At 68.6% G+C, this 19,344-nt stretch carries 16 protein-coding genes; 13 read left to right on the top strand and 3 right to left on the bottom strand.

Annotation, left to right across the window (positions count from 1 at the left end; all coding sequences use genetic code 11):
- The first annotated feature begins 317 nt into the window (after positions 1-317).
- The 5 genes from AJAP_RS30500 to AJAP_RS30520 are packed head-to-tail and all read left to right on the top strand — an operon-like array spanning position 318 to position 5,172.
- Positions 318-1,127 carry an ABC transporter ATP-binding protein gene (locus AJAP_RS30500; RefSeq protein WP_038524164.1) on the top strand — a complete coding sequence of 270 codons (810 nt, stop codon included), beginning with the start codon at positions 318-320 and terminating at the stop codon, positions 1,125-1,127.
- Entirely contained in the window at positions 1,124-1,900 is a 777-nt protein-coding gene (locus AJAP_RS30505) for an ABC transporter ATP-binding protein (protein ID WP_038524166.1), read from the top strand. Before AJAP_RS30500 ends, AJAP_RS30505 begins: the two co-directional genes overlap by 4 nt.
- A complete protein-coding gene (locus tag AJAP_RS30510; RefSeq protein WP_038517770.1) occupies positions 1,897-2,775 on the top strand; it encodes a branched-chain amino acid ABC transporter permease in 879 nt (292 codons plus the stop codon). The genes AJAP_RS30505 and AJAP_RS30510 overlap by 4 nt, the downstream gene beginning before the upstream one ends.
- Positions 2,768-3,925 (top strand): branched-chain amino acid ABC transporter permease, encoded by a 1,158-nt coding sequence (locus AJAP_RS30515; protein ID WP_081976018.1) that lies wholly within the window; start codon positions 2,768-2,770, stop codon positions 3,923-3,925. The genes AJAP_RS30510 and AJAP_RS30515 overlap by 8 nt, the downstream gene beginning before the upstream one ends.
- On the top strand, positions 3,922-5,172 hold the full coding sequence (locus AJAP_RS30520; protein ID WP_038517772.1) for an ABC transporter substrate-binding protein: 1,251 nt from the start codon (positions 3,922-3,924) through the stop codon (positions 5,170-5,172). The genes AJAP_RS30515 and AJAP_RS30520 overlap by 4 nt, the downstream gene beginning before the upstream one ends.
- On the opposite strand, the gene AJAP_RS30525 is transcribed toward AJAP_RS30520, so the two are convergent.
- Positions 5,114-6,172 (bottom strand): Glu/Leu/Phe/Val dehydrogenase dimerization domain-containing protein, encoded by a 1,059-nt coding sequence (locus tag AJAP_RS30525; RefSeq protein ID WP_038517775.1) that lies wholly within the window; start codon positions 6,170-6,172, stop codon positions 5,114-5,116. The genes AJAP_RS30520 and AJAP_RS30525 overlap by 59 nt on opposite strands.
- A gap of 112 nt (positions 6,173-6,284) precedes the next feature.
- On the opposite strand from AJAP_RS30525, the gene AJAP_RS30530 reads away from it, so the two are divergent.
- The 3 genes from AJAP_RS30530 to AJAP_RS30540 all read left to right on the top strand — a co-directional run bounded on the left by AJAP_RS30530 (position 6,285) and on the right by AJAP_RS30540 (position 7,783).
- Positions 6,285-6,764, top strand: coding sequence for an Lrp/AsnC family transcriptional regulator (locus AJAP_RS30530; protein ID WP_016332097.1), 480 nt, complete (start codon positions 6,285-6,287; stop codon positions 6,762-6,764).
- Between the two features lie 132 nt (positions 6,765-6,896).
- A complete protein-coding gene (locus tag AJAP_RS30535) occupies positions 6,897-7,163 on the top strand; it encodes a hypothetical protein (protein WP_038517778.1) in 267 nt (88 codons plus the stop codon).
- 41 nt (positions 7,164-7,204) lie between these two features.
- Complete coding sequence (locus AJAP_RS30540) at positions 7,205-7,783, top strand: GNAT family N-acetyltransferase (protein ID WP_038517780.1); 579 nt, start codon at positions 7,205-7,207, stop codon at positions 7,781-7,783.
- Here the strand turns inward: AJAP_RS30540 and AJAP_RS30545 are convergent.
- A complete protein-coding gene (locus AJAP_RS30545; RefSeq protein WP_038517783.1) occupies positions 7,780-8,415 on the bottom strand; it encodes a YigZ family protein in 636 nt (211 codons plus the stop codon). The two genes, AJAP_RS30540 and AJAP_RS30545, sit on opposite strands and share 4 nt — an antisense overlap.
- A 550-nt stretch (positions 8,416-8,965) precedes the next feature.
- Between AJAP_RS30545 and gltB the strand changes: the two genes are divergently transcribed.
- The 4 genes from gltB to AJAP_RS30565 all read left to right on the top strand — a co-directional run bounded on the left by gltB (position 8,966) and on the right by AJAP_RS30565 (position 18,049).
- Positions 8,966-13,504, top strand: coding sequence for a glutamate synthase large subunit (gene gltB, locus AJAP_RS30550; RefSeq protein WP_038517786.1), 4,539 nt, complete (start codon positions 8,966-8,968; stop codon positions 13,502-13,504).
- Positions 13,497-14,948 carry a glutamate synthase subunit beta gene (locus AJAP_RS30555; protein WP_038517789.1) on the top strand — a complete coding sequence of 484 codons (1,452 nt, stop codon included), beginning with the start codon at positions 13,497-13,499 and terminating at the stop codon, positions 14,946-14,948. Before gltB ends, AJAP_RS30555 begins: the two co-directional genes overlap by 8 nt.
- Before the next feature lie 774 nt (positions 14,949-15,722).
- Positions 15,723-17,135 (top strand): Dyp-type peroxidase, encoded by a 1,413-nt coding sequence (locus tag AJAP_RS30560; protein ID WP_038517792.1) that lies wholly within the window; start codon positions 15,723-15,725, stop codon positions 17,133-17,135.
- 128 nt (positions 17,136-17,263) lie between these two features.
- Positions 17,264-18,049 (top strand): DeoR/GlpR family DNA-binding transcription regulator, encoded by a 786-nt coding sequence (locus AJAP_RS30565; protein WP_038517795.1) that lies wholly within the window; start codon positions 17,264-17,266, stop codon positions 18,047-18,049.
- On the opposite strand, the gene AJAP_RS30570 is transcribed toward AJAP_RS30565, so the two are convergent.
- Positions 18,039-18,932, bottom strand: coding sequence for an ROK family protein (locus AJAP_RS30570; protein WP_083650049.1), 894 nt, complete (start codon positions 18,930-18,932; stop codon positions 18,039-18,041). The two genes, AJAP_RS30565 and AJAP_RS30570, sit on opposite strands and share 11 nt — an antisense overlap.
- Positions 18,933-19,134: 202 nt before the next feature.
- Between AJAP_RS30570 and AJAP_RS30575 the strand changes: the two genes are divergently transcribed.
- Positions 19,135-19,341 carry a CbtB domain-containing protein gene (locus AJAP_RS30575; protein ID WP_038517801.1) on the top strand — a complete coding sequence of 69 codons (207 nt, stop codon included), beginning with the start codon at positions 19,135-19,137 and terminating at the stop codon, positions 19,339-19,341.
- Positions 19,342-19,344: the final 3 nt, after the last annotated feature.

Raw genomic sequence — 19,344 nt, forward strand, 5'->3', positions numbered from 1 at the left:
GCGTGATTGAAGGCGGAACTTGCGTGATCGGCGGCGGAACACCCCGAGTGCGGCCTCCAATCACGCGAGTCACGTCCCTGATCAACGCGAGTCCCGCCTTCGCTCACGCCGCGCCTGTGTTCCCAGTCCGTGAAGGCCTCCTTGAGAGACCCAGAGTCCCTCAAGGAGGCCTTCACGGACTTCGGACCAGTAGGTACAGCTCCCGTGTCCGTTTTGTAGCCGGGTGGGTCTCCACGTGGGGGTAACGCGGCGGAGGGTGCCCACGCAGGATGACCGCCACCGATCGTGACTCGCGTCACACGAACGGAGGAGGCGGCTTGCTCAGTGTTCGTGATCTCCAGGTGCGGTACGGCCGGTCGGTGGCCGCGCTGCACGGGGTCGACCTCGACGTTTCACCTGATGGCGTGCTGGCCGTCCTCGGCAGCAACGGGGCCGGGAAGTCGACCCTGCTGCGCACCGTCTCCGGCACGCTGCGGATGCACCGCGGCTCGGTTTCCGCCGGCGAGGTGCGCTACGACGGCAAACCACTGACCAAATTGGACCCGGCCCGCATCGTCGGTCTCGGCGTCGTCGGCGTCCCCGAAGGCCGCCAGGTCTTCGCGCGGATGACGGTCGAGGAGAACCTGCGCGCCGGCGGGATCGGCGCCCGCTCCCCCGAGCAGCGCGCCGCCGCCCGCAAACGCGTCGACGAGCTCTTCCCGGTCCTGTCCGAACGCGCCAAACAGCGCGCGGGCCTGCTTTCCGGCGGCGAGCAGCAGATGCTCGCGATCGGCCGGGCGCTGATGTCCGGCCCCCGGCTCCTGCTGCTCGACGAACCTTCGCTCGGTCTCGCACCGAAGATCGTCGAGCGGATCGGCGACATCATCCGCGAGATCCACGAACAGGGCACCGCCGTGGTGCTGGTCGAGCAGAACGCCGTGATGGCGTTGCGCGTCGCCGACCACGCGATCGTCCTGGAGGTCGGCCGGGTCGCGCTGGCCGGGACGACGGCCGAGCTCGTGGCGAGCGAGGAGGTCCAGCGGCTCTACCTGGGCGGTCACGCCGAATCGCAGGCCACCGCCGAAGCCGAGGCCGCCGACGCCCGGAAGCACCTCGCGGGCCGGAGCCTGTCGAGGTGGGCCGGATGACGCCGCCCGAGTTGCGCGTCGAGAACGTGACCCTGCGCTTCGGCGGGATCCGGGCGCTGGACGACGTCTCGTTCACCGTCGGCTCCGGTTCGCTGCACGCGCTCATCGGCCCGAACGGCGCCGGCAAGTCCAGCTGTTTCAACGTGATCAGCGGCCTCTACCGGGCGAACACCGGAAGCGTCCGGCTCGGCGACACCGTCCTTTCCGGACTCCCGCCGCATCGGCTCGCCCGGCTCGGGGTCGGCCGGTCGTTCCAGAACGCTGCCCTTTCCCCCGGCTCGACCGTGCTCGACAACGTCATGCTCGGCCGCCACGCGCTGACCAAGGGCGGTTTCCTCGCCTGCGGCCTCCGTCTGCCGTGGACGGTCCGGGCCGAACGCCGCCATTCCGCACGGGTGCGGGAGATCTGCGACTTCCTCGGCATCGGCGGGCTGGTGGACCTCCCGGTCGGCGCGCTGCCCTACGGCGCGGTGAAACGCGTCGACCTCGCCCGCGCGCTCGCCGTCGAACCGGTCCTGCTGCTGCTCGACGAACCCGCGGCGGGCATGAACGCGACCGAGACCGCCGAACTGGCCGGGACGATCCGCGACGTCCGTGACGAACTCGGCATCTCGATCCTGCTGGTGGAACACGACATGGGGCTGGTGATGGGCATCGCGGACCGGGTCACCGTCCTGGACTTCGGCAAGCGCATCGCCGACGGCACACCGGCCGAGGTCCAGTCGGATCCGGACGTGATCAGGGCATATCTCGGCACGGAGGCCACGGCGTGAACACATTCCTGCAACTCGTGGTGAACGGACTCGGCAAGGGCGCGGTGTTCGCGTTGCTGGCGCTGGGTTTCGTGATCATCTTCAAGGCCACCGAAGTGGTCAACTTCGCGCACGGGTCGCTCGTGCTCTTCGGCGGCTACCTGGTCGTCGTGACCCGCGAAGCGCTCGGCTGGGTGGGTGCCTCGCTGGTCGGCATCGTCTCGGCGGGTCTGCTCGCCCTCCTGCTGGAACGGTTCCTGCTGTCCCGCTCGCGGCACGCGGACGCGAACAGCCTGGCGTTGCTGACCATCGGCGTCGACGTGATCATCACCGAGGAGATCGTGCGGCGGCTCGGCGTCACGTTGCCGTTCCTCGGCGACGCCTGGGACGCGAAACCGTTCCAGCTCGGCGGGATCACGCTGTTCCGCACGCATCTGGTGGCGCTGCTCGTCGCCGCGGTGCTGATCACCGCGTTCACGCTGGCGTTCAAGTACTCGAACTGGGGCGTCGCGATGCGGGCACAGGCCGAGAACCGCGAGGCCGCCGCGCTGATGGGCATCCGCAGTTCCCGGGTGACGGCGACCGCCTGGGTGGTCGCGGGCGTCCTCGCCGGGGTCGCGGTGCTCTTCATCGCCACGCAGGACTTCTCCGGCGCGGGGCTGTCCCGCGGCACGCACTCCATCGCACTCGCCGCGTTCCCCGCGGCCATCCTCGGCGGGCTGGACTCGACGGCGGGCGCGGTGGTGGGCGGCCTCGTCGTCGGGCTCGTCGAGGCGCTTTCCGCGCAGTACGTGTCGTTCGACTTCTCCAAGAGCGCGGTCTTCCTGGTGATGCTCGTGGTCCTGGTGGTGCGGCCGTCGGGGTTGTTCGGGACGAGGGAGAGCACACGTGTCTGACACCGCCGTGAAAACCCCCGCCGCCGCCCCGACGGCACCGCCCCCGAAACGCGATCGGGGACGCTTGCTCAAAGCGCTGGCCTGGGTCGCGCTGCTGGTGGTCCTGCTCGCGATCCCGTTGTACCTCGACGCCGCCTGGCTGAAGGCCGGGCAGTACATGATGATCGGCGGGGTCGGCGCGATCGGGCTGACGCTGCTGGTCGGGCAGGCCGGGCAGTTGTCGCTGGCGCACGCGTTCTTCCTGCTGGCGGGCGCGACCGGGTACACCGTCCTTTCCGGACCGTCCGACGACGAGCGCGTGATCGGGCTCGGGCTCGATCCCGGGCTGTCGCTGATCGGCGCGGTGGTCGTCGCCGCGCTGCTGGGGCTGGCGTTCGCGCCGGTCTCCGGACGGTTGCGCGGGATCTACCTCGGTGTCGCGTCCCTTTCCCTGGTGTTCCTCGGGCTCTACTTCGGACAGTCGGCCGAGACGCTGACCGGCGGGACGTCGACCGGGCGCACCCCGGAACCGTTCTCGCTGTTCGGTTTCCCGTTCACCAACGGCGGCCCCGAAATCGAGCTGATGGGCGTGCCGATCCGGCAGGCGGAACGGCTCTGGTACCTGTTCCTGCTGCTGACCGTGCTCGCGTTCGTCGTCGCCAAGGCGGCGGTGCGCAGCCGGGTCGGCCGGTCGTGGCGGGCGGTGCGGGACAACGAGGCCGCCGCGTCCGTGATGGGCGTCAGCGTCACGCGGGCCAAGGCGGGCGCGTTCGCGGTCTCCTCGGCGTACGCGGGGCTCGCGGGCGCGATGACCGTGCTGTGGTTCGACATCCTCAAACCCGACGAGAGCGAATTCGGCACGTACGGCATCAACATCTCCATCGCCTTCCTGGCCATGGTGATCATCGGGGGACTCGGCTCGGTGCCCGGCGCGCTGGTGGGCGCGCTGATCGTCAACGGGCTGCCGCAGGTGCTTTCGCTGTACTCCGCCGATCTCGGCTGGTTCTCCGGAACCGGGGACGGCGCCTTGACCCCGATCCTGGTCAGTTCGTTCGTCTACGGCGCCGCGATCATCCTCGTGGTGCTCTTCGAACCGGGCGGACTCGCCGCGATCGGACGACGGATAACACCCGCCAAGAAACCTCATCTCCCGGAGGAGCAAGACAAATGAAGCGCACATATCCGGCCGTCGCGCTGGCGGCGGTCCTCGCCCTTTCGGCGTGCAGCACGAAAGCGGGCGACTCGGGGTCCTCGGGGGCGGACGGTTCGGGCGTCAAGACCGACAAAGGGGCGACGGCCTCGGAGATCACCCTCGGCGTGATGACCGACAAGACCGGGGTGTTCAAGAACCTCGGGCTCGGTATCACGCAGGGCAACGAGTTGTGGGCCAAGGACTTCAACGCCGCGGGCGGGGTGTGCGGCCGTCAGGTCAAACTCGAGACCGTCGACCACGGCTACAAGGCGGACACGGCCAAGACGCTGTATCCGCAGATCGAGCCGAAGGTCCTCGGCTTCGTGCAGCTGCTCGGCTCGCCGGTGGTGGCCGCGCTGAAGCAGAACATCGCCTCGGACAAGACCGTCGCCGCGCCCGCGTCGTGGTCTTCGGAACTGCTCGACAACCAGTACGTGATGATCGTCGGGACGACCTACGACCTGGAGATCATCGACGGGCTGTCGTACTTCCAGGAAAAGGGCCTGGTGAAGGACGGCGACACGATCGGGCACGTCTACATCGACGGCGAGTACGGCAAGAACGGCCTGCGCGGCTCGCAGTACTACGCGAAGAAGCACAACCTGACGGTGAAGGAGGTCAAGATCACCTCCACCGACAACGACCTCACCAACATCGTCACCGGGCTCAAGGGCGACGGCGTCAAGGCCATCGTCCTGACCACGTCCCCGGCGCAGACGGGTTCCGCGCTCGCGGCGAACAAGGCGCTCGGGCTCAACGTGCCCGTGCTCGGCAACAACCCGGTGTTCGATCCCGTGCTGCTGAAGAGCCCGGCGGCGAACGCGCTGGACAAGCTGACCATCGTCGCCAGCAGCGTCCCGTTCTCCGCCGACATCCCGAAGGCCAAGGAAGTCGCCACGAAGTACAAGGCGGCGTACAAGGAGACCCCGAACGGCGGGATCCCCTATGGCTACGCGGTCGGTGAGGTGTGGGGCGCGGTGCTCAAGAAGGCGTGTGAGAACAAGGACCTCACCCGTGACGGCGTCGCGGCGGCACTGAAGCAGACGACGTCGGCGAGCACGGAGGATCTCGTGGCGGCGCTGGACTTCTCGAAGCCGGGCACCCCGGCGACACGTCAGGTGTACGCGGCGACACCGGACGCGTCGGCCGAGGGCGGCGTCCGCTACGTCAAGCCACTGTTCGAGGCTCCCGAGGCGAAGGAGTACGTGGCCCCGCACCAGAAGTGAGTCTCGCTTCGGCGAGCGCGTCCGCTTCGGCCAACGGCGTGGTGCCGTTGGCCGAAGCGGCGTCGAGGATCCCTTGCGTGGTCTTCTCCAGCGCCTCGACGCGGTTGAGTGCTTCGGCGTGCGTCAGGCTCTCCTTCTCGCGGCCGAGGGTGTAGACGACTCCCCCGGCGCTCGCGACGAAATCCGGGATCCACAGGACTCCCCGGGCGGCGAGGGCTTCGGCAACGGTGTCGTCGGTGAGCTGGTTGTTGGCCGGGCCGACGACGAGCGGCGCGGCGACCTCGGTTCCCGGGCCGAAGACCCCGCCCACGGCCGCGGGGATCAGGACGTCGGCCTCGATGCCGGGTACCTTCTCCGGCTGGACCAGGGCCAGTCCTTGTTCGCGGGCCGCGGCGAGACGTCGTTCGTCCACATCGGACACGACGACCTCCGCGCCCTGCTCGACCAGGTTCGCGGCGAGGTGGGCGCCGACCGAGCCGTAGCCGCTGATGACCACCTTGCGGCCCTTCATCCCGTCGTCACCGAAGACCGCCCGCGCACCCGCTCGCAGCGCGGCGAGCACGCCGACGGCGGTCGGCCCGCTCGAAGAACCGGTACCGCCGTGCTCCTCGGGCAGGCAGAAGACATGCGGGGTCCGCTCGCGCAGCACGAGCATGTCCGCCGGGCCGGTTCCGACGTCGGGGCCGACGAGATACGCACCGTCGAGTGACGCGATGAGGTCGGCGTGGTCGAGCAGGATCTCGCGCCGCTGTTCGGGGGACGGCACGCCGTCGAGCGCGACGACGCTCTTGCCGCCGCCGAAGTCCAGACCCGCGACCGCGCATTTGCGGGTCATCGCCGCGGACAACCGCAGGACGTCGTCGATCGCGTCGTGGACACGCGGATAGACCTTGAACCGGCAGCCGCCGACGGCCGGGCCGAGCGTGCTCGAATGCACGGCCACCATCGTCGTCACCCCGGACCGGCGCCCCCGCCGGACGACCAGCTCCTGTACGGACATTTCACTCCTCTTCTGCGCATTTAGTCGACTGAATGCGCCGAAGTTAAGGTGATGCGCAGGGCTATAGGGGCTCCGCCGAACGATATTCGGCAAGGCCGATGAAGGAGTGGACGTGGACGAACTTGATTCGGCGATCATCCGGGAACTCCAGGCGGATGCGCGGCAGTCGAACCGCGACATCGCCCGCAAGGTCGGCGTCGCGCCGTCGACCTGCCTGGAACGGACGCGGCTGCTGCGGGAGCGCGGCGTCATCCGCGGCTATCACGCCGACATCGACCTGCGCAGCCTCAACCGCGGCGTGCAGGCGATGGTCTCGGCGCAGGTGCGGCCGCTGAGCCGGGAGGTGATCGATTCCTTCCAGCGTTCGGTCGCGGAATTGCCGGAGGTGCTCTCCGTTTTCGTCACCGCCGGCAGCGACGATTTCCTGATCCACGTCGCCGCCCAGGACGTCGATCAGCTCCACGCATTCCTGGTGGATCGCTTGGCGAAGCGCAAAGAGATCATCGGCTTCCGGAGTTCGATCATTTTCCGGCATCTGCGCAAGACCGAGCTGGAACCCCTTCCGCGCCGAATACCGGGTGACACCCCCTAGGTCCTTACCCCGGAATACCCGACACACCACCCCTAAGTACGCCCGAAATCCGAGACTTCGCATCTTGGAAGACGGAAACTGTCGGTGGTGTGGGTTTGACTGGCCATAGCGGAAACGGAAAGGAGGCGCGCCATGGACGTTCGGACAGGCCTGAACCATCGTGAGCGGGCCACCCTGAGAGCCGTGGCCGAGGGCCACGCCGAGATCAGCTGCAGCTGCGAGCCGGACCTGTTCGTCGACGGTCTCGCCTGCTGCGACCAGCACACCGCGCATCGCCTCGCCCACCTCGGCCTGGTGATGCCCGCGCGCAGCGGCCGATGGGGCGAGCGTGTTCCCGCCCTGCTCACCGAGGCCGGAGCGGTGGCGCTGGAAGGCGCGTTCCCGCCGCTGGCCGCCTAAAAGCGTTTGCGGGGGCGCACGGGGAGCGCCACGATCTCGTGATGCGTGTCTTTCTGGAGACCGAGCGGCTCGTCCTGCGGCAGTTCACCGACGCCGACGTCGACGATCTGTTCGCGCTCTACGACGATCCCGAAGTCATGCGGTACCTCAATGGGGGCGAACCCGCCGACCGGGCGGAGATCGAAAAGCTGGACCTTCCCGCCTTTCTCGGTTACTACGAGCGTTTCCCCGGTTACGGGTTCTGGGCGGCGATCGAGAAAGCGAGCGGGGATTTCCTGGGGTGGTTCCATTTCCGCCCGTTGAAGGGACACCACACGGACGACCCCGAGCTGGGTTACCGGCTGAACCGGTCGTCCTGGGGCAAGGGGTACGCGACCGAAGGTTCGCTCGCGCTCTTGGAGAAGGGTTTCACCGAACTGGGGGTCCAGCGGATCTGGGCGGCGACCATGGCGGTGAACCTGGGGTCCCGGCGGGTCATGGAAAAGATCGGGATGCGGTACGTCCGGACCTTTCACGAGCACTTCGACCACCCGATCCCCGGCACGGAGGAGGGCGAGGTCGAGTACGCCATCACCCTGGACGAGTGGCGGTCGGCGCCCAAACCGCATTCAGAGGACTAAACGCGGCCGGTGGGCAGCCAGGTTTCGCCGATCTCCTCGGCCAGGGCCTCCCCGCCGGTGAGGTCGGCGAGCCAGGCGTGGAACGCCTCCCCCTGGTCCGGCGCGAGCCCGACGTCGAAATGCGCGACGTCCTCGAAGCGCGTCGCGTGCAGCAGGTACGGCGACGAGCGGATGTCGTTCTCCAGGCGGCCGGCCCGGTCGTAGTCGACGACCACCTCCACCAGCCGCAGCCGCCGGTACTCCCGCACCCCGATGACGTCGACGGCCTCCGAAACGGCCTGCCCGTACGCCCGGATCAGTCCGCCGGCACCGAGCAGCACCCCGCCGAAGTACCGGGTCACCACGGCGACCGTGTCGGTCAGCTCGCGACGGCGAAGCACCTCGAGCATCGGGGTGCCCGCCGTGCCCGCGGGCTCGCCGTCATCACTCGAACGCTGGGTGCGTCCGTCTGCGCCCAACACGAACGCGTGACAGTGGTGCCGGGCGGCCGGATCGGCCTTCTTCCTGGCGGCGATCACCTCGCGGGCGGCCTCTTCCGAGGTGACCGGCGCGAGCGCGCAGAGGAAGCGCGAACGCCGGATTTCGATCTCGTGGACCCCGGTACCCGCCACGGTGAGATAACGATCCGCCATCGGCCAAGCCTCTCAAACCGGGCAGGTCGCTCTGCCGTTCGGGCGATTCGACGGTCACCCGAGGTCACCGCGGCGCGGGCGAAACCCACTCTTCCGCGCGACCCAGGTCACACTTTCGGACGAGCGGTGCGGCGATAACCGCAGGTCAGCGCGCTGATGCTCCACTCAGTGGACACGTCATTCCAGCCAGTGGGCAGATGATGTTTGAAGTCAACGCCCGCGTGGCATTTCCCACCCCGACCAAGCGACGTATGTCGATAACAGCGATTTCACACTATCGTCATAAGACCGGCGAACCCGGGAGTAACACGTGTACCCGCCAGCCACCCACCACAGCGGCCAGGCGGCACCCACGTGCACAGCAGTACCGATATGCGCATCGGCCGCCCAGTGCAGTGCGGCTCTACGAGGCCTGCCCCCGTTTCCGCGGGCGGGATCGTTCCCTCTCGACTGACCATCGCGGTCCCGGACCACTCCGTTAACTGGTTCCGTCCGAACCACCCGAACGGAGTGTTACCGGTCGCGCCGACGCCTTGGGAGGCGGCCAGCCGTGACCCACCATGCCAGCTACAAGGGCAGCAAGGCCCCCGAAGGCCTGTACGACCCGGAGTTCGAACACGACGCCTGCGGTGTCGCGTTCGTCGCCGATCTCTCCGGTAAACGCGATCACGGCATCGTCGCCAAAGCGCTGATCGCGCTGCGGAACCTGGAACATCGCGGGGCCCGCGGCGCCGACCCGGAGACCGGCGACGGCGCCGGGATCCTCATCCAGGTCCCCGACGAGTTCTATCGCGAGGTCGTCGGCTTCGACCTCCCCGCGCCCGGCGCCTACGCCGTCGGTACGGCTTTCCTTCCGCAGGACGAAAAGGCCCGCGGCCGGGCGATGACGACCATCGAGCGCGTCGCCGCCGAAGAGGGCATGCGCGTGCTCGGCTGGCGTGACCTTCCCGTCGACACGGACCACGTCGGCACCGGCGCGGCCGAGACCATGCCGCATTTCAGCCAGTTGTTCCTCGCCGGGAACGACGCGCTGGAGGGCTTGGCGCTGGAGCGCGCCGCCTTCGTCGTGCGCAAACGCGCCGAGCACGAGCTCGTCGAGGACGACGTCTACTTCCCCAGCCTGTCCTCGCGCACGATCGTCTACAAAGGAATGCTCACCGAGCCGCAGGTCGAGCGGTTCTTCGCCGACCTCACCGACGAGCGCGTCACCAGCGCCATCGGCCTGGTGCACTCCCGCTTCTCCACCAACACCTTCCCGTCGTGGCCGCTGGCGCACCCGTACCGGTACGTCGCCCACAACGGCGAGATCAACACGTTGCGCGGCAACCGGAACTGGATGGACGCGCGTGAGGCGCTGCTGGAATCCGACCTGATCCCCGGCGACCTCAAGCGGATCCACCCGATCATCACCCGCGGCGCGAGCGACTCGGCGTCCTTCGACGAGGTGCTGGAGCTGCTCCACCTCGGCGGCCGTTCGCTGCCCCACGCGGTGCTCATGATGATCCCGGAGGCCTGGGAGAACCATCAGGAGATGGACCCCGCGCGCCGCGCGTTCTACGAGTTCCACTCGACGCTGATGGAACCGTGGGACGGCCCCGCGCTGGTCTCCTTCACCGACGGCACCCAGATCGGCGCGGTCCTCGACCGCAACGGCCTGCGCCCCGCCCGGTACTGGGTCACCGAAGACGGCCTCGTCGTCCTCGCCAGCGAGGTCGGCGTGCTGGAGCTGGAGCAGTCCACGATCGTCCGCAAAGGACGGTTGGAGCCGGGCCGCATGTTCCTCGTCGACACGGCCGCCGGCCGGATCGTCGAGGACGAGGAGATCAAGAACGAGCTCGCCACCGAGCACCCGTACGACGAATGGGTCGAGGACGGCCTGCTCCCGCTCGACGGGCTTCCCGAGCGTGAGCGCGAGATCCCCCCGCACGCCGCGCTCGTGCGCCGTCAGCAGGCGTTCGGCTACACCGAGGAGGAGCTCGACGTCCTGCTCGAACCGATGGCCCGCACCGGCGCGGAGCCGATCGGCTCGATGGGCAACGACTCCCCCATCGCCTCGCTGTCCAGCCGCCCGCGGCTGCTCTTCGACTACTTCATCCAGCTCTTCGCCCAGGTGACCAACCCGCCGCTGGACGCGATCCGCGAAGAACTGGTCACCTCGCTGGGCACCCAGCTGGGCGCGGAGCCGAACCTCCTGCAGGCCGACGCCAAGTCGTGCCGCCGGATCGTGCTGCCGTTCCCGGTGCTGGACAACGACGAGTTCGCGAAGCTGGTGCACGTCAACGACGACGGCGACCTGCCGGAGTTCCAGGCGGTCACCGTGCAGGGCACCTACGACGTCCACGGCGGCGGCGAGGCGCTCGTGCGGCGGCTCGACGAGATCCGCGCCGAGGTGTCCGCGGCCATCGCCGAGGGCGCGCGGCTGATCGTGCTGTCCGACCGCGGGATCGACGAGGACCACGCGGCCATCCCGTCGCTGCTGCTCACCGGCGCGGTGCACCACCACCTGGTGCGCGAGAAGACCCGTACGCAGGTCGGCCTCATCGTCGAGGCGGGCGACGCGCGCGAGGTGCACCACATCGCGCTGCTGATCGGCTACGGCGTCGCGGCGGTGAACCCGTACCTGGCGATGGCGACCGTCGAGGAGATGGCCGAGCAGGGCCTGATCGCCGGCGCCACCGCCAAGCAGGCGACCGCGAACCTGATCAAGGCGCTGGGCAAGGGCGTCCGCAAGACGATGTCGAAGATGGGTGTGTCCACAGTGGCCTCCTACACCGGCGCACAGATCTTCGAAGCGGTCGGGCTCGGCGACGAAGTCATCCAGAACTGCTTCACCGGCACCACTTCCCGGCTCGGCGGCGTCGGCTTCGACACGCTCGCCCTGGAGGTCGCCGAACGGCACCGCCGCGCGTTCCCGCGCGACGGGTTCCGCGCGAACCACCGCGAGCTGGAGACCGGCGCGGACTACCAGTGGCGCCGCGAGGGCGAGCCACACCTGTTCAACCCGCAGACGGTGTTCAAGCTGCAGCACTCCACGCGTGCCGGGAAGTACGAGGTCTTCAAGGAGTACACGAAGTCCGTCGACGACCAGGCACAGAAGCTGTACACGCTGCGCGGGCTGTTCGACTTCAAGGTCGGCCAGCGGCCGGCGATGCCGATCGACGAGGTCGAGCCGATCTCCGAGATCGTCAAGCGGTTCGCCACCGGCGCGATCTCCTACGGGTCGATCTCGGCGGAGATGCACGAAACCCTGGCCATCGCGATGAACCGGCTCGGCGGCAAGTCGAACACCGGTGAGGGCGGCGAGGATCCGGATCGGCTCTACGACCCCGAGCGCCGCAGCGCGGTCAAGCAGGTCGCCAGCGGCCGGTTCGGCGTCACGAGCGAATACCTGGTCAACGCCGACGACATCCAGATCAAGATGGCGCAGGGCGCGAAGCCCGGCGAGGGCGGCCAGCTGCCCGGCGCGAAGGTGTACCCGTGGATCGCGAAGACGCGGCACTCCACTCCGGGAGTCGGGCTGATCTCCCCGCCGCCGCACCACGACATCTACTCGATCGAGGATCTGGCGCAGCTGATCCACGACCTCAAGAACGCCAACCCGGCCGCGCGCATCCACGTGAAGCTCGTGTCCGAGGTCGGCGTCGGCACGGTCGCGGCCGGTGTTTCCAAGGCGCACGCGGACGTCGTGCTCATCTCCGGGCACGACGGCGGCACGGGCGCTTCGCCGCTGTCGTCGATCAAGCACGCGGGCGGCCCGTGGGAACTCGGGCTCGCCGAGACGCAGCAGACGTTGCTGGCCAACCGGTTGCGCGACCGGATCGTCGTGCAGACCGACGGCCAGCTCAAGACCGGCCGCGACGTCGTCATCGCCGCGCTGCTCGGGGCCGAGGAGTTCGGTTTCGCGACCGCGCCGCTGGTGGTGTCCGGCTGCATCATGATGCGGGTGTGTCACCTCGACACCTGCCCGGTCGGCGTCGCGACGCAGAACCCGAAGCTGCGCGAGAAGTTCAGCGGCAAGGCCGAGTACGTGGTGAACTTCTTCGAGTTCATCGCCCAGGAGGTCCGGGAGTACCTGGCGGAGCTGGGTTTCCGGTCCATCGCCGAGGCCGTCGGCCACGCGGAGATGCTGGACAAGCGCAAGGCGATCGACCACTGGAAGGCCGCCGGTCTCGACCTGACGCCGATCTTCCACGTGCCCGACACGGCCCCGGCCGGCCTGCGTCACCAGCAGACCGTGCAGGACCACGGGCTGGAGAAGGCGCTCGACAACACGCTGATCCAGCTCGCCGAGGGCGCGCTGTCGTCCGGGGACAAGGTGCGGCTGGAACTGCCGGTGCGCAACGTGAACCGGACCGTCGGCACCATGCTCGGCCACGAGCTCACCAAGCGGTGGGGCGGCGAGGGCCTGCCGGACAACACGATCGACGTCACCTTCACCGGTACCGCCGGTCAGTCGTTCGGCGCGTTCGTGCCCAAGGGCATCACGCTGCGGCTCTACGGCGACGGCAACGACTACGTCGGCAAGGGCCTGTCCGGCGGACGGCTCATCGTGCGGCCGCCGAAGGTGGCGCGGTACAACGCCGAAGAGCACATCATCGCGGGCAACGTGATCGGCTACGGTGCGACCAGCGGTGAGATCTTCATCCGCGGCAAGGTCGGCGAACGGTTCTGCGTGCGCAACTCGGGTGCGCTGGCCGTCGTCGAAGGCGTCGGCGACCACGGTTGCGAATACATGACCGGTGGCCGTGTCGTCGTGCTCGGCGGTGTGGGCCGCAACTTCGCGGCCGGGATGTCGGGCGGCACCGCCTATGTGCTGGACCTGCCCGCGCACCGGATCAACCCGGAGATGGTCGACATCGACCCGCTGGATTCGTCCGATGTGGACTTCCTGCGTGAGGCGCTCGAAAAGCATTACGACGAAACGGAGTCCGCCGTCGCGCGTGCGCTGCTCGCCGACTGGGACGCCGCCGTCGACCGGTTCGGCAAGGTCATGCCGAAGGACTACAAGCGCGTGCTCGCGGCGCAGGCGAAGGCCGAGCGCGACGGGCGTGACGTGAACGAGGCGATCATGGAGGCCGCACATGGCTGACCCCAAGGGCTTTCTGACCACCACTCGCGAGACGCCCAAGAGCCGTCCCGTCGACCTGCGCCTGATGGACTGGCGCGAGGTGTACGAGGACTTCGCGACGTCGAAACTGCAGAAGCAGGCCGGGCGCTGCATGGACTGCGGTATCCCGTTCTGTCACCAGGGCTGCCCGCTCGGGAACCTCATCCCCGAGTGGAACACGCTGACCTGGCGCGACGATTGGCGCGACGCGGCCGAGCGGCTGCACGCGACCAACAATTTCCCGGAGTTCACCGGGACCCTTTGCCCGGCGCCGTGCGAGACGGCGTGTGTGCTCGGGATCAACGACGATCCCGTCACCATCAAGCGGGTCGAGATCTCGATCATCGACCGGGCCTTCGAAGAAGGCTGGGTCACGCCGCAGAAACCGGTGGCGCTCACCGGCAAGAAGGTGGCGGTGGTCGGATCCGGCCCGTCGGGACTCGCCGCGGCGCAGCAGCTCACGCGCGCGGGCCACAGTGTCGTGGTCTTCGAGCGGGCCGACAAGATCGGCGGGCTGCTGCGCTACGGCATCCCCGAATTCAAGATGGAGAAGCACCGGCTCGACCGCCGTCTGGACCAGATGCGCGCCGAGGGCACGGAATTCCGGACCTCGGTGAACGTCGGCGTCGACCTCACCGTCGAGGAACTGAAGTCGTCCTACGACGCCGTGGTCCTCGCCGGTGGCGCGACCGCGTGGCGGGATCTGCCGATCACCGGCCGCGAGCACGCCGGTATCCACCAGGCGATGGAGTTCCTGCCGCACGCCAACCGCGTTGCCGCCGGGGAACTGGACGTCTCGCCGATCAGCGCCGAAGGCCTCGACGTCGTGGTCATCGGCGGCGGTGACACCGGCGCGGACTGCGTCGGGACCTCGCACCGCCAGGGCGCGAAATCGGTGACGCAGCTGGAGATCATGCCGAAGCCGCCGCTTTCGCGGTCCGACGCGCACCCGTGGCCGACGTACCCGATGATCTACCGCGTCTCGTCCGCGCACGAGGAGGGCGGCGAGCGGCTGTACTCGGTCAACACGCAGGAGTTCGCCGCCGACGCCGACGGCCGGGTGCGGGCGCTGAAGCTGGTCGAGGTGCGCAACGAGGGCGGCAAGTTCGTCCCGGTGGAAGGCACGGAACGCGAACTGCCCGCGCAGCTGGTGCTGCTCGCGATGGGCTTCGTCGGCCCGGAGCGGGAAGGCCTGCTGGAGTCGCTCGACGTCGAACTGGACCAGCGCGGCAACGTCGCCCGCGACAAGGCGTTCAAGACCAGCATCGACAACGTGTTCGTGGCGGGTGACATGGGCCGCGGCCAGTCGCTCATCGTGTGGGCGATCGCCGAAGGCCGGTCCGCCGCGGCCGGGGTGGACGCGTTCCTCACCGGACGGGACGTGCTGCCCGCGCCGATCGCTCCGACCGACCGGCCGCTCACCTAGGCGGCCTCCGAAGTCCGTGAAGGCCTCCTTGAGGGACTCTAGGTCCCTCAAGGAGGCCTTCACGCGCGTTGAGGTCGGGTTGGACGTCGTAAGTGGCGATTCGGCTCGGAGCCAACGGTGTCTTGGACATCTACCGGCGGTCTTGCGTGACTGGTTGGACGACACACGTGAGCGGAGGGACGACACGCGTGTCTGCACGGACGGCTCGCGGCGGGGAGGTAGTCGCGGGTTCGTCGTCCGTCTCGTCACGTGTGTCGTCCGTCTGGTCACGTGTGTCGTCCGCCGGATCACACGTGCCGTCCGATCGATCACGCGAAGCCATCGCTCGGTCCAGGTGGTCGTGAGTGGCGATTCGGGTTGTTGAGCGGTAAGGCAAAGGGGTCGAGGGCGCGGGCGGGTCGATGGTGGGGTGAAGGCTCCCTTCGCCGCGTCTGATGCGGTGAAGGGAGCCTTCACCCCGGTCGCTCATCCGCGCCGACCACCGCGACCCACCGCGTTCCGGCGCGCGCTCGGCGTCTGGCGACCACCCGCCGCGTTTAGTCCTCTGAATGCGGTAGTTGCGCGGGCAACCACCGCAAGCAGAGGACTAAACGCGGGGCGTAATCGGCGCATTGGTTCTTTCGAGTGAAAGAACCGCCGGAAGAGTGTACTTGCGGGTGATGACAGCGAGGTTTCGGTATCGGTTGTATCAAGGGGTAAGTCCCGTGCGGCGGCGGGGACCGGCAAGACCTGCCGGGGCCGCCGGACGGGATCCCAAGGAGGGGGTTCCTTGATATGTCCGTCGATCTGACCGTGCCCTTGGAATGGAAGACCGCCACCGGCGATGCCGCGAAGATGCTCGAAGAACTACAGCCGAACATCCTGAAAGCGCACGCCCGAGACCATTTTTCCGCACTTTTCCTCCGTTTTTCGGAGGCCCCGGGCGCGATGAAGTTCCTCGCGTCGCTCGTCCCGCTGATGAAGTCCGCGAAGACCCATCTGACCGAGGTCGAGCGCTTCAAAACCGAAGGGGTGAAGGGGACGCCCTACGTCGGCACCGGGCTGACCTCGGCAGGCTACCGATTCCTGAAAATCGAGGCGCCACAAGACGAATCCTTCCGTCTGGGCATGCGAACGCAGGAGACCCGGGAGAAGCTGAACGACCCGCCTCGCTCCACCTTCGACAGCGGATACCACGACGAGATCCACGCCGTCGTCATCATCGGCGACGGCGCCGACGCTCCGATGACCGCGCGCCGCAACGCGGTTCTCGCACTGATTCCGTCGACCGTTTCCGTCGTCGCCGAGGAAACCGGATTCGGCCGGGTGAACGCCAACGGTGAGGGTATCGAGCATTTCGGCTACGTCGACGGCCGGAGCCAGCCGCTCTTCCTGGTCGAGGACATCCACGCGGAAAAGACGGGAACGGACGGGATCAGTGTCTGGGATCCGAGCGCCCCGCTGAACCAGGTGCTCGTTCCGGATCACGCGGCTCCCGATCCCGAAGTGCATTTCGGCAGCTACTTCGTTTTCCGCAAATTGGAACAGAACGTGCGGCGGTTCAAGCAGTCGGAAGAGGCACTGGCGGATCAATTGGGTCTCGTCGGCGAAGACCGCGAACGGGCGGGCGCGATGATCGTCGGCCGATTCGAGGACGGCACGCCGGTGACCGCGCAACGGGAAGAGGGCGCGGAAAGCCCGGTACCGAACAACTTCGACTACGGAAGCGACATCGCCGGCGCCAAATGCCCGTTCCAGGCGCATATCCGGAAGACGAATCCGCGCGGCAGCGGCGGCGCGGAACAACCGCCGCAGGAACGTCTGCACCTGATGGCGCGGCGGGGCGTGCCGTACGGCGAACGGGCCGACGATCCGAACGCCGATCTGCCGCCGTCCGCGCGGCCCAGCGGCGGGGTCGGTCTGCTGTTCATGGCGTTCAATTCGGTGCTGGGCAACCAGTTCGAGTTCACGCAGGCGACCTGGTCGAACAACCCCGGGTTCCCGATTCCCCCGGTCGGGGTCAAACCGCCGGGCCTCGATCCGGTCATCGGCCAGGGCCCGCGCCCGGAATCGGTCTACACCGCGGAATGGGCGGGAACGCGGACGGTGACCGCGGATCCCCTCCCGCAGGCGGTGACACTGAAGGGTGGCGACTACTTCTTCATGCCGTCACTCGCCTTCCTGCGCGGGCTCGGCGGGAAGAACTGATCCGGCGGGCGCCGGTCACACTGGGGGTGGCCGGCGCCCGCTTTCTCCCTTCTCTCCGTCCGTATCGCGACGCGTAGTACTTTGTCCGGTGCGGTAAGCGACATCGGGCTTCGGGGAGGGAGCTGGTGATGAATCGGCATGAACGGCTGACGGCCTTATTGGACATGGTGGGAGTGCGGGAAAAAGTCGACGTCGAGGTTTCGGCGGGCGAACTCGGTGTCTCCCCCGCGACCATTCGCCGGGACCTCGATCATCTGGCGGGCCGCAATCTCGTGGTCCGCACCCGCGGCGGCGCCGTCGCGAGCAACGTCGCCTACGACCTTCCGTTGCGGCACAAGGCCGCGCGCAACGCGCCGGAACAGCAACGGATTTCCGCCGCCGCGGCCAGGATGGTCGACCCGGGCATGGTGGTCGGCCTCAACGGCGGCACCACGAGCACCGAGGTCGGCCGCGCGCTCGCGACGCGGCCGGACATGGGCGAGCCGAGCGGCGGGCCGTCGCTCACCGTGGTGACGAACGCGCTCAACATCGCCCACGAACTCGCCGTGCGGCCCAATATCAAGATCGTGGTGACCGGCGGGGTCGCGCGGCAGCAGTCGTTCGACCTGTCCGGGCCGCTGTCGCAGCTGTTCCTCGATCAGATCTCGCTCGATCTGGTGTTCCTCGGCGTCGACGCCTTCGACCCGGTGCACGGCGCGCAGGCGCACCACGAGGGCGACGCGAGCACGAACCGGCTCATGGCGGCCCGCGCCCGGCAGGTCGTCGTCCTCGCCGACAGCGGGAAGCTCGGCGGTCACGCCTTCGCGAAGATCTGCGCGACCGCCGACGTCGACGTGCTCGTCACCGACGGCCGCGCCGATCCCGAGCGGGTGCACGCCTTCGAGGAGGAAGGCGTGCGCGTGGTCAAGGCTTGAGCAGGTCCAGCCCCAGCAGCGCCGCGCCGAGCCTGCCGGCCTCGTCGCCGAGCCGCGCGATCCGCAGTTCCGGCATCCGCTGGAACTGCAGGTTCGCCGCCAGCCAGGCCCGCACCGGCTCGAGGACGTAGTCGCCCGCGGTGAACAGACCGCCACCGAGGACGACGACTTCGGGCGCGAGCAGGGTGACCAGGGTCTTGATGCCGTGGCCGAGCCCCTCGAGCGCGTCGTTGACCACGGAGATCGCGGCCTCGTCACCGTGGCGGGCGGCGTCGACCACCTGCTCGGCTCCTTCGGCCGGTCGCCCGGTGTGCTCGCTGTAGCGGCGGGCGATGGCCGACGCGGAGGAGATCGCTTCGAGGCATCCCGTCGCGCCGCAACCGCACGGCAGCCGGTGACCGACGTCGATGTGCCCGATTTCGCCGCCTTGCCCGCCTGCGGCGTACAGCCTCCCGTCGAGCTGGAGCGCGGCCGCGATCCCGGTGCCGACCGGGATGAAGGCGGCGTCGGTGCAGCCCTTGCCCGCACCGACACGGAATTCCGCGAGCCCGCCGGCGCGGACGTCGTGCCCGAACGCGAACGGGAGGCCGAGCCTGCTGTCGAGCATCTCGCCGAACGGGACGTCGCGGAAGTCGAGGTTCGCCGAGAACCGGGCCACCCGCTCGACCTCGTCGACGATGCCGGGGATGACCACGCCGACGGCGTCCGGCGTACCGGTCCCCGCCTGCTTGCCCAGCGTTTCCACGATCCGCGCGACCTGATCGGCGAGCGCTTCGCCGTCCGCGCCGCGCGCCGTCGGCTCGCGCAGGCTGGCGAGGTCTTTCAGGTCCGCGTCGTAGAGGGCCGCCTTGATGGACGTGCCGCCGACATCGAGTGCCGCCACCGCAGGTGTCATACCCACGATTGTCACATTGACCGGAGGCTTCACCGCGACCTACGCTCGACCGGCCAGACGACGGTTCCCGGAACGCGGTGAGAATCCGCGCGGTCGCGCCACTGTGACCCCGAGCGATCGGGGAAGCCAGACCCGGAGCCGTCGTGACACCCCTGAAGAGGCCGCGCTAGCCCGAGGAGGTCCCACCGCCATGTCCGAAGCGGTAGCCGCAGTACCCGTCCCCGTCCGGATCCCCCTCCGCGAGATCCTGCCCTGGGCGGTGCTCGTCATCCTCCTTTCGCTGATCACGCTGTACTTCGTCAGCGCCGAGCAGGGTGCGGTGTCGGTGTTCGCGAACTCGTACGTCCACGAGTTCGTCCACGACGGCCGGCACCTGCTGGCCTTCCCCTGTCACTAGGGC

The sequence above is a fragment of the Amycolatopsis japonica genome (assembly GCF_000732925.1).
In the GTDB taxonomy this organism is placed as follows: Bacteria; Actinomycetota; Actinomycetes; order Mycobacteriales; family Pseudonocardiaceae; genus Amycolatopsis; species Amycolatopsis japonica.

Bases quoted from the DNA above. Each gene is read 5' to 3' on its own strand.
- AJAP_RS30560 (WP_038517792.1), top strand. From the start codon at position 15,723: ATGTCCGTCGATCTGACCGTGCCCTTGGAATGGAAGACCGCCACCGGC.
- AJAP_RS30525 (WP_038517775.1), bottom strand. From the start codon at position 6,172: ATGTCCGTACAGGAGCTGGTCGTCCGGCGGGGGCGCCGGTCCGGGGTG.
- AJAP_RS30535 (WP_038517778.1), top strand. From the start codon at position 6,897: ATGGACGTTCGGACAGGCCTGAACCATCGTGAGCGGGCCACCCTGAGA.
- AJAP_RS30545 (WP_038517783.1), bottom strand. From the start codon at position 8,415: ATGGCGGATCGTTATCTCACCGTGGCGGGTACCGGGGTCCACGAGATC.
- AJAP_RS30555 (WP_038517789.1), top strand. From the start codon at position 13,497: ATGGCTGACCCCAAGGGCTTTCTGACCACCACTCGCGAGACGCCCAAG.
- AJAP_RS30520 (WP_038517772.1), top strand. From the start codon at position 3,922: ATGAAGCGCACATATCCGGCCGTCGCGCTGGCGGCGGTCCTCGCCCTT.
- AJAP_RS30565 (WP_038517795.1), top strand. From the start codon at position 17,264: ATGAATCGGCATGAACGGCTGACGGCCTTATTGGACATGGTGGGAGTG.
- AJAP_RS30505 (WP_038524166.1), top strand. From the start codon at position 1,124: ATGACGCCGCCCGAGTTGCGCGTCGAGAACGTGACCCTGCGCTTCGGC.
- AJAP_RS30575 (WP_038517801.1), top strand. From the start codon at position 19,135: ATGTCCGAAGCGGTAGCCGCAGTACCCGTCCCCGTCCGGATCCCCCTC.
- AJAP_RS30540 (WP_038517780.1), top strand. From the start codon at position 7,205: ATGCGTGTCTTTCTGGAGACCGAGCGGCTCGTCCTGCGGCAGTTCACC.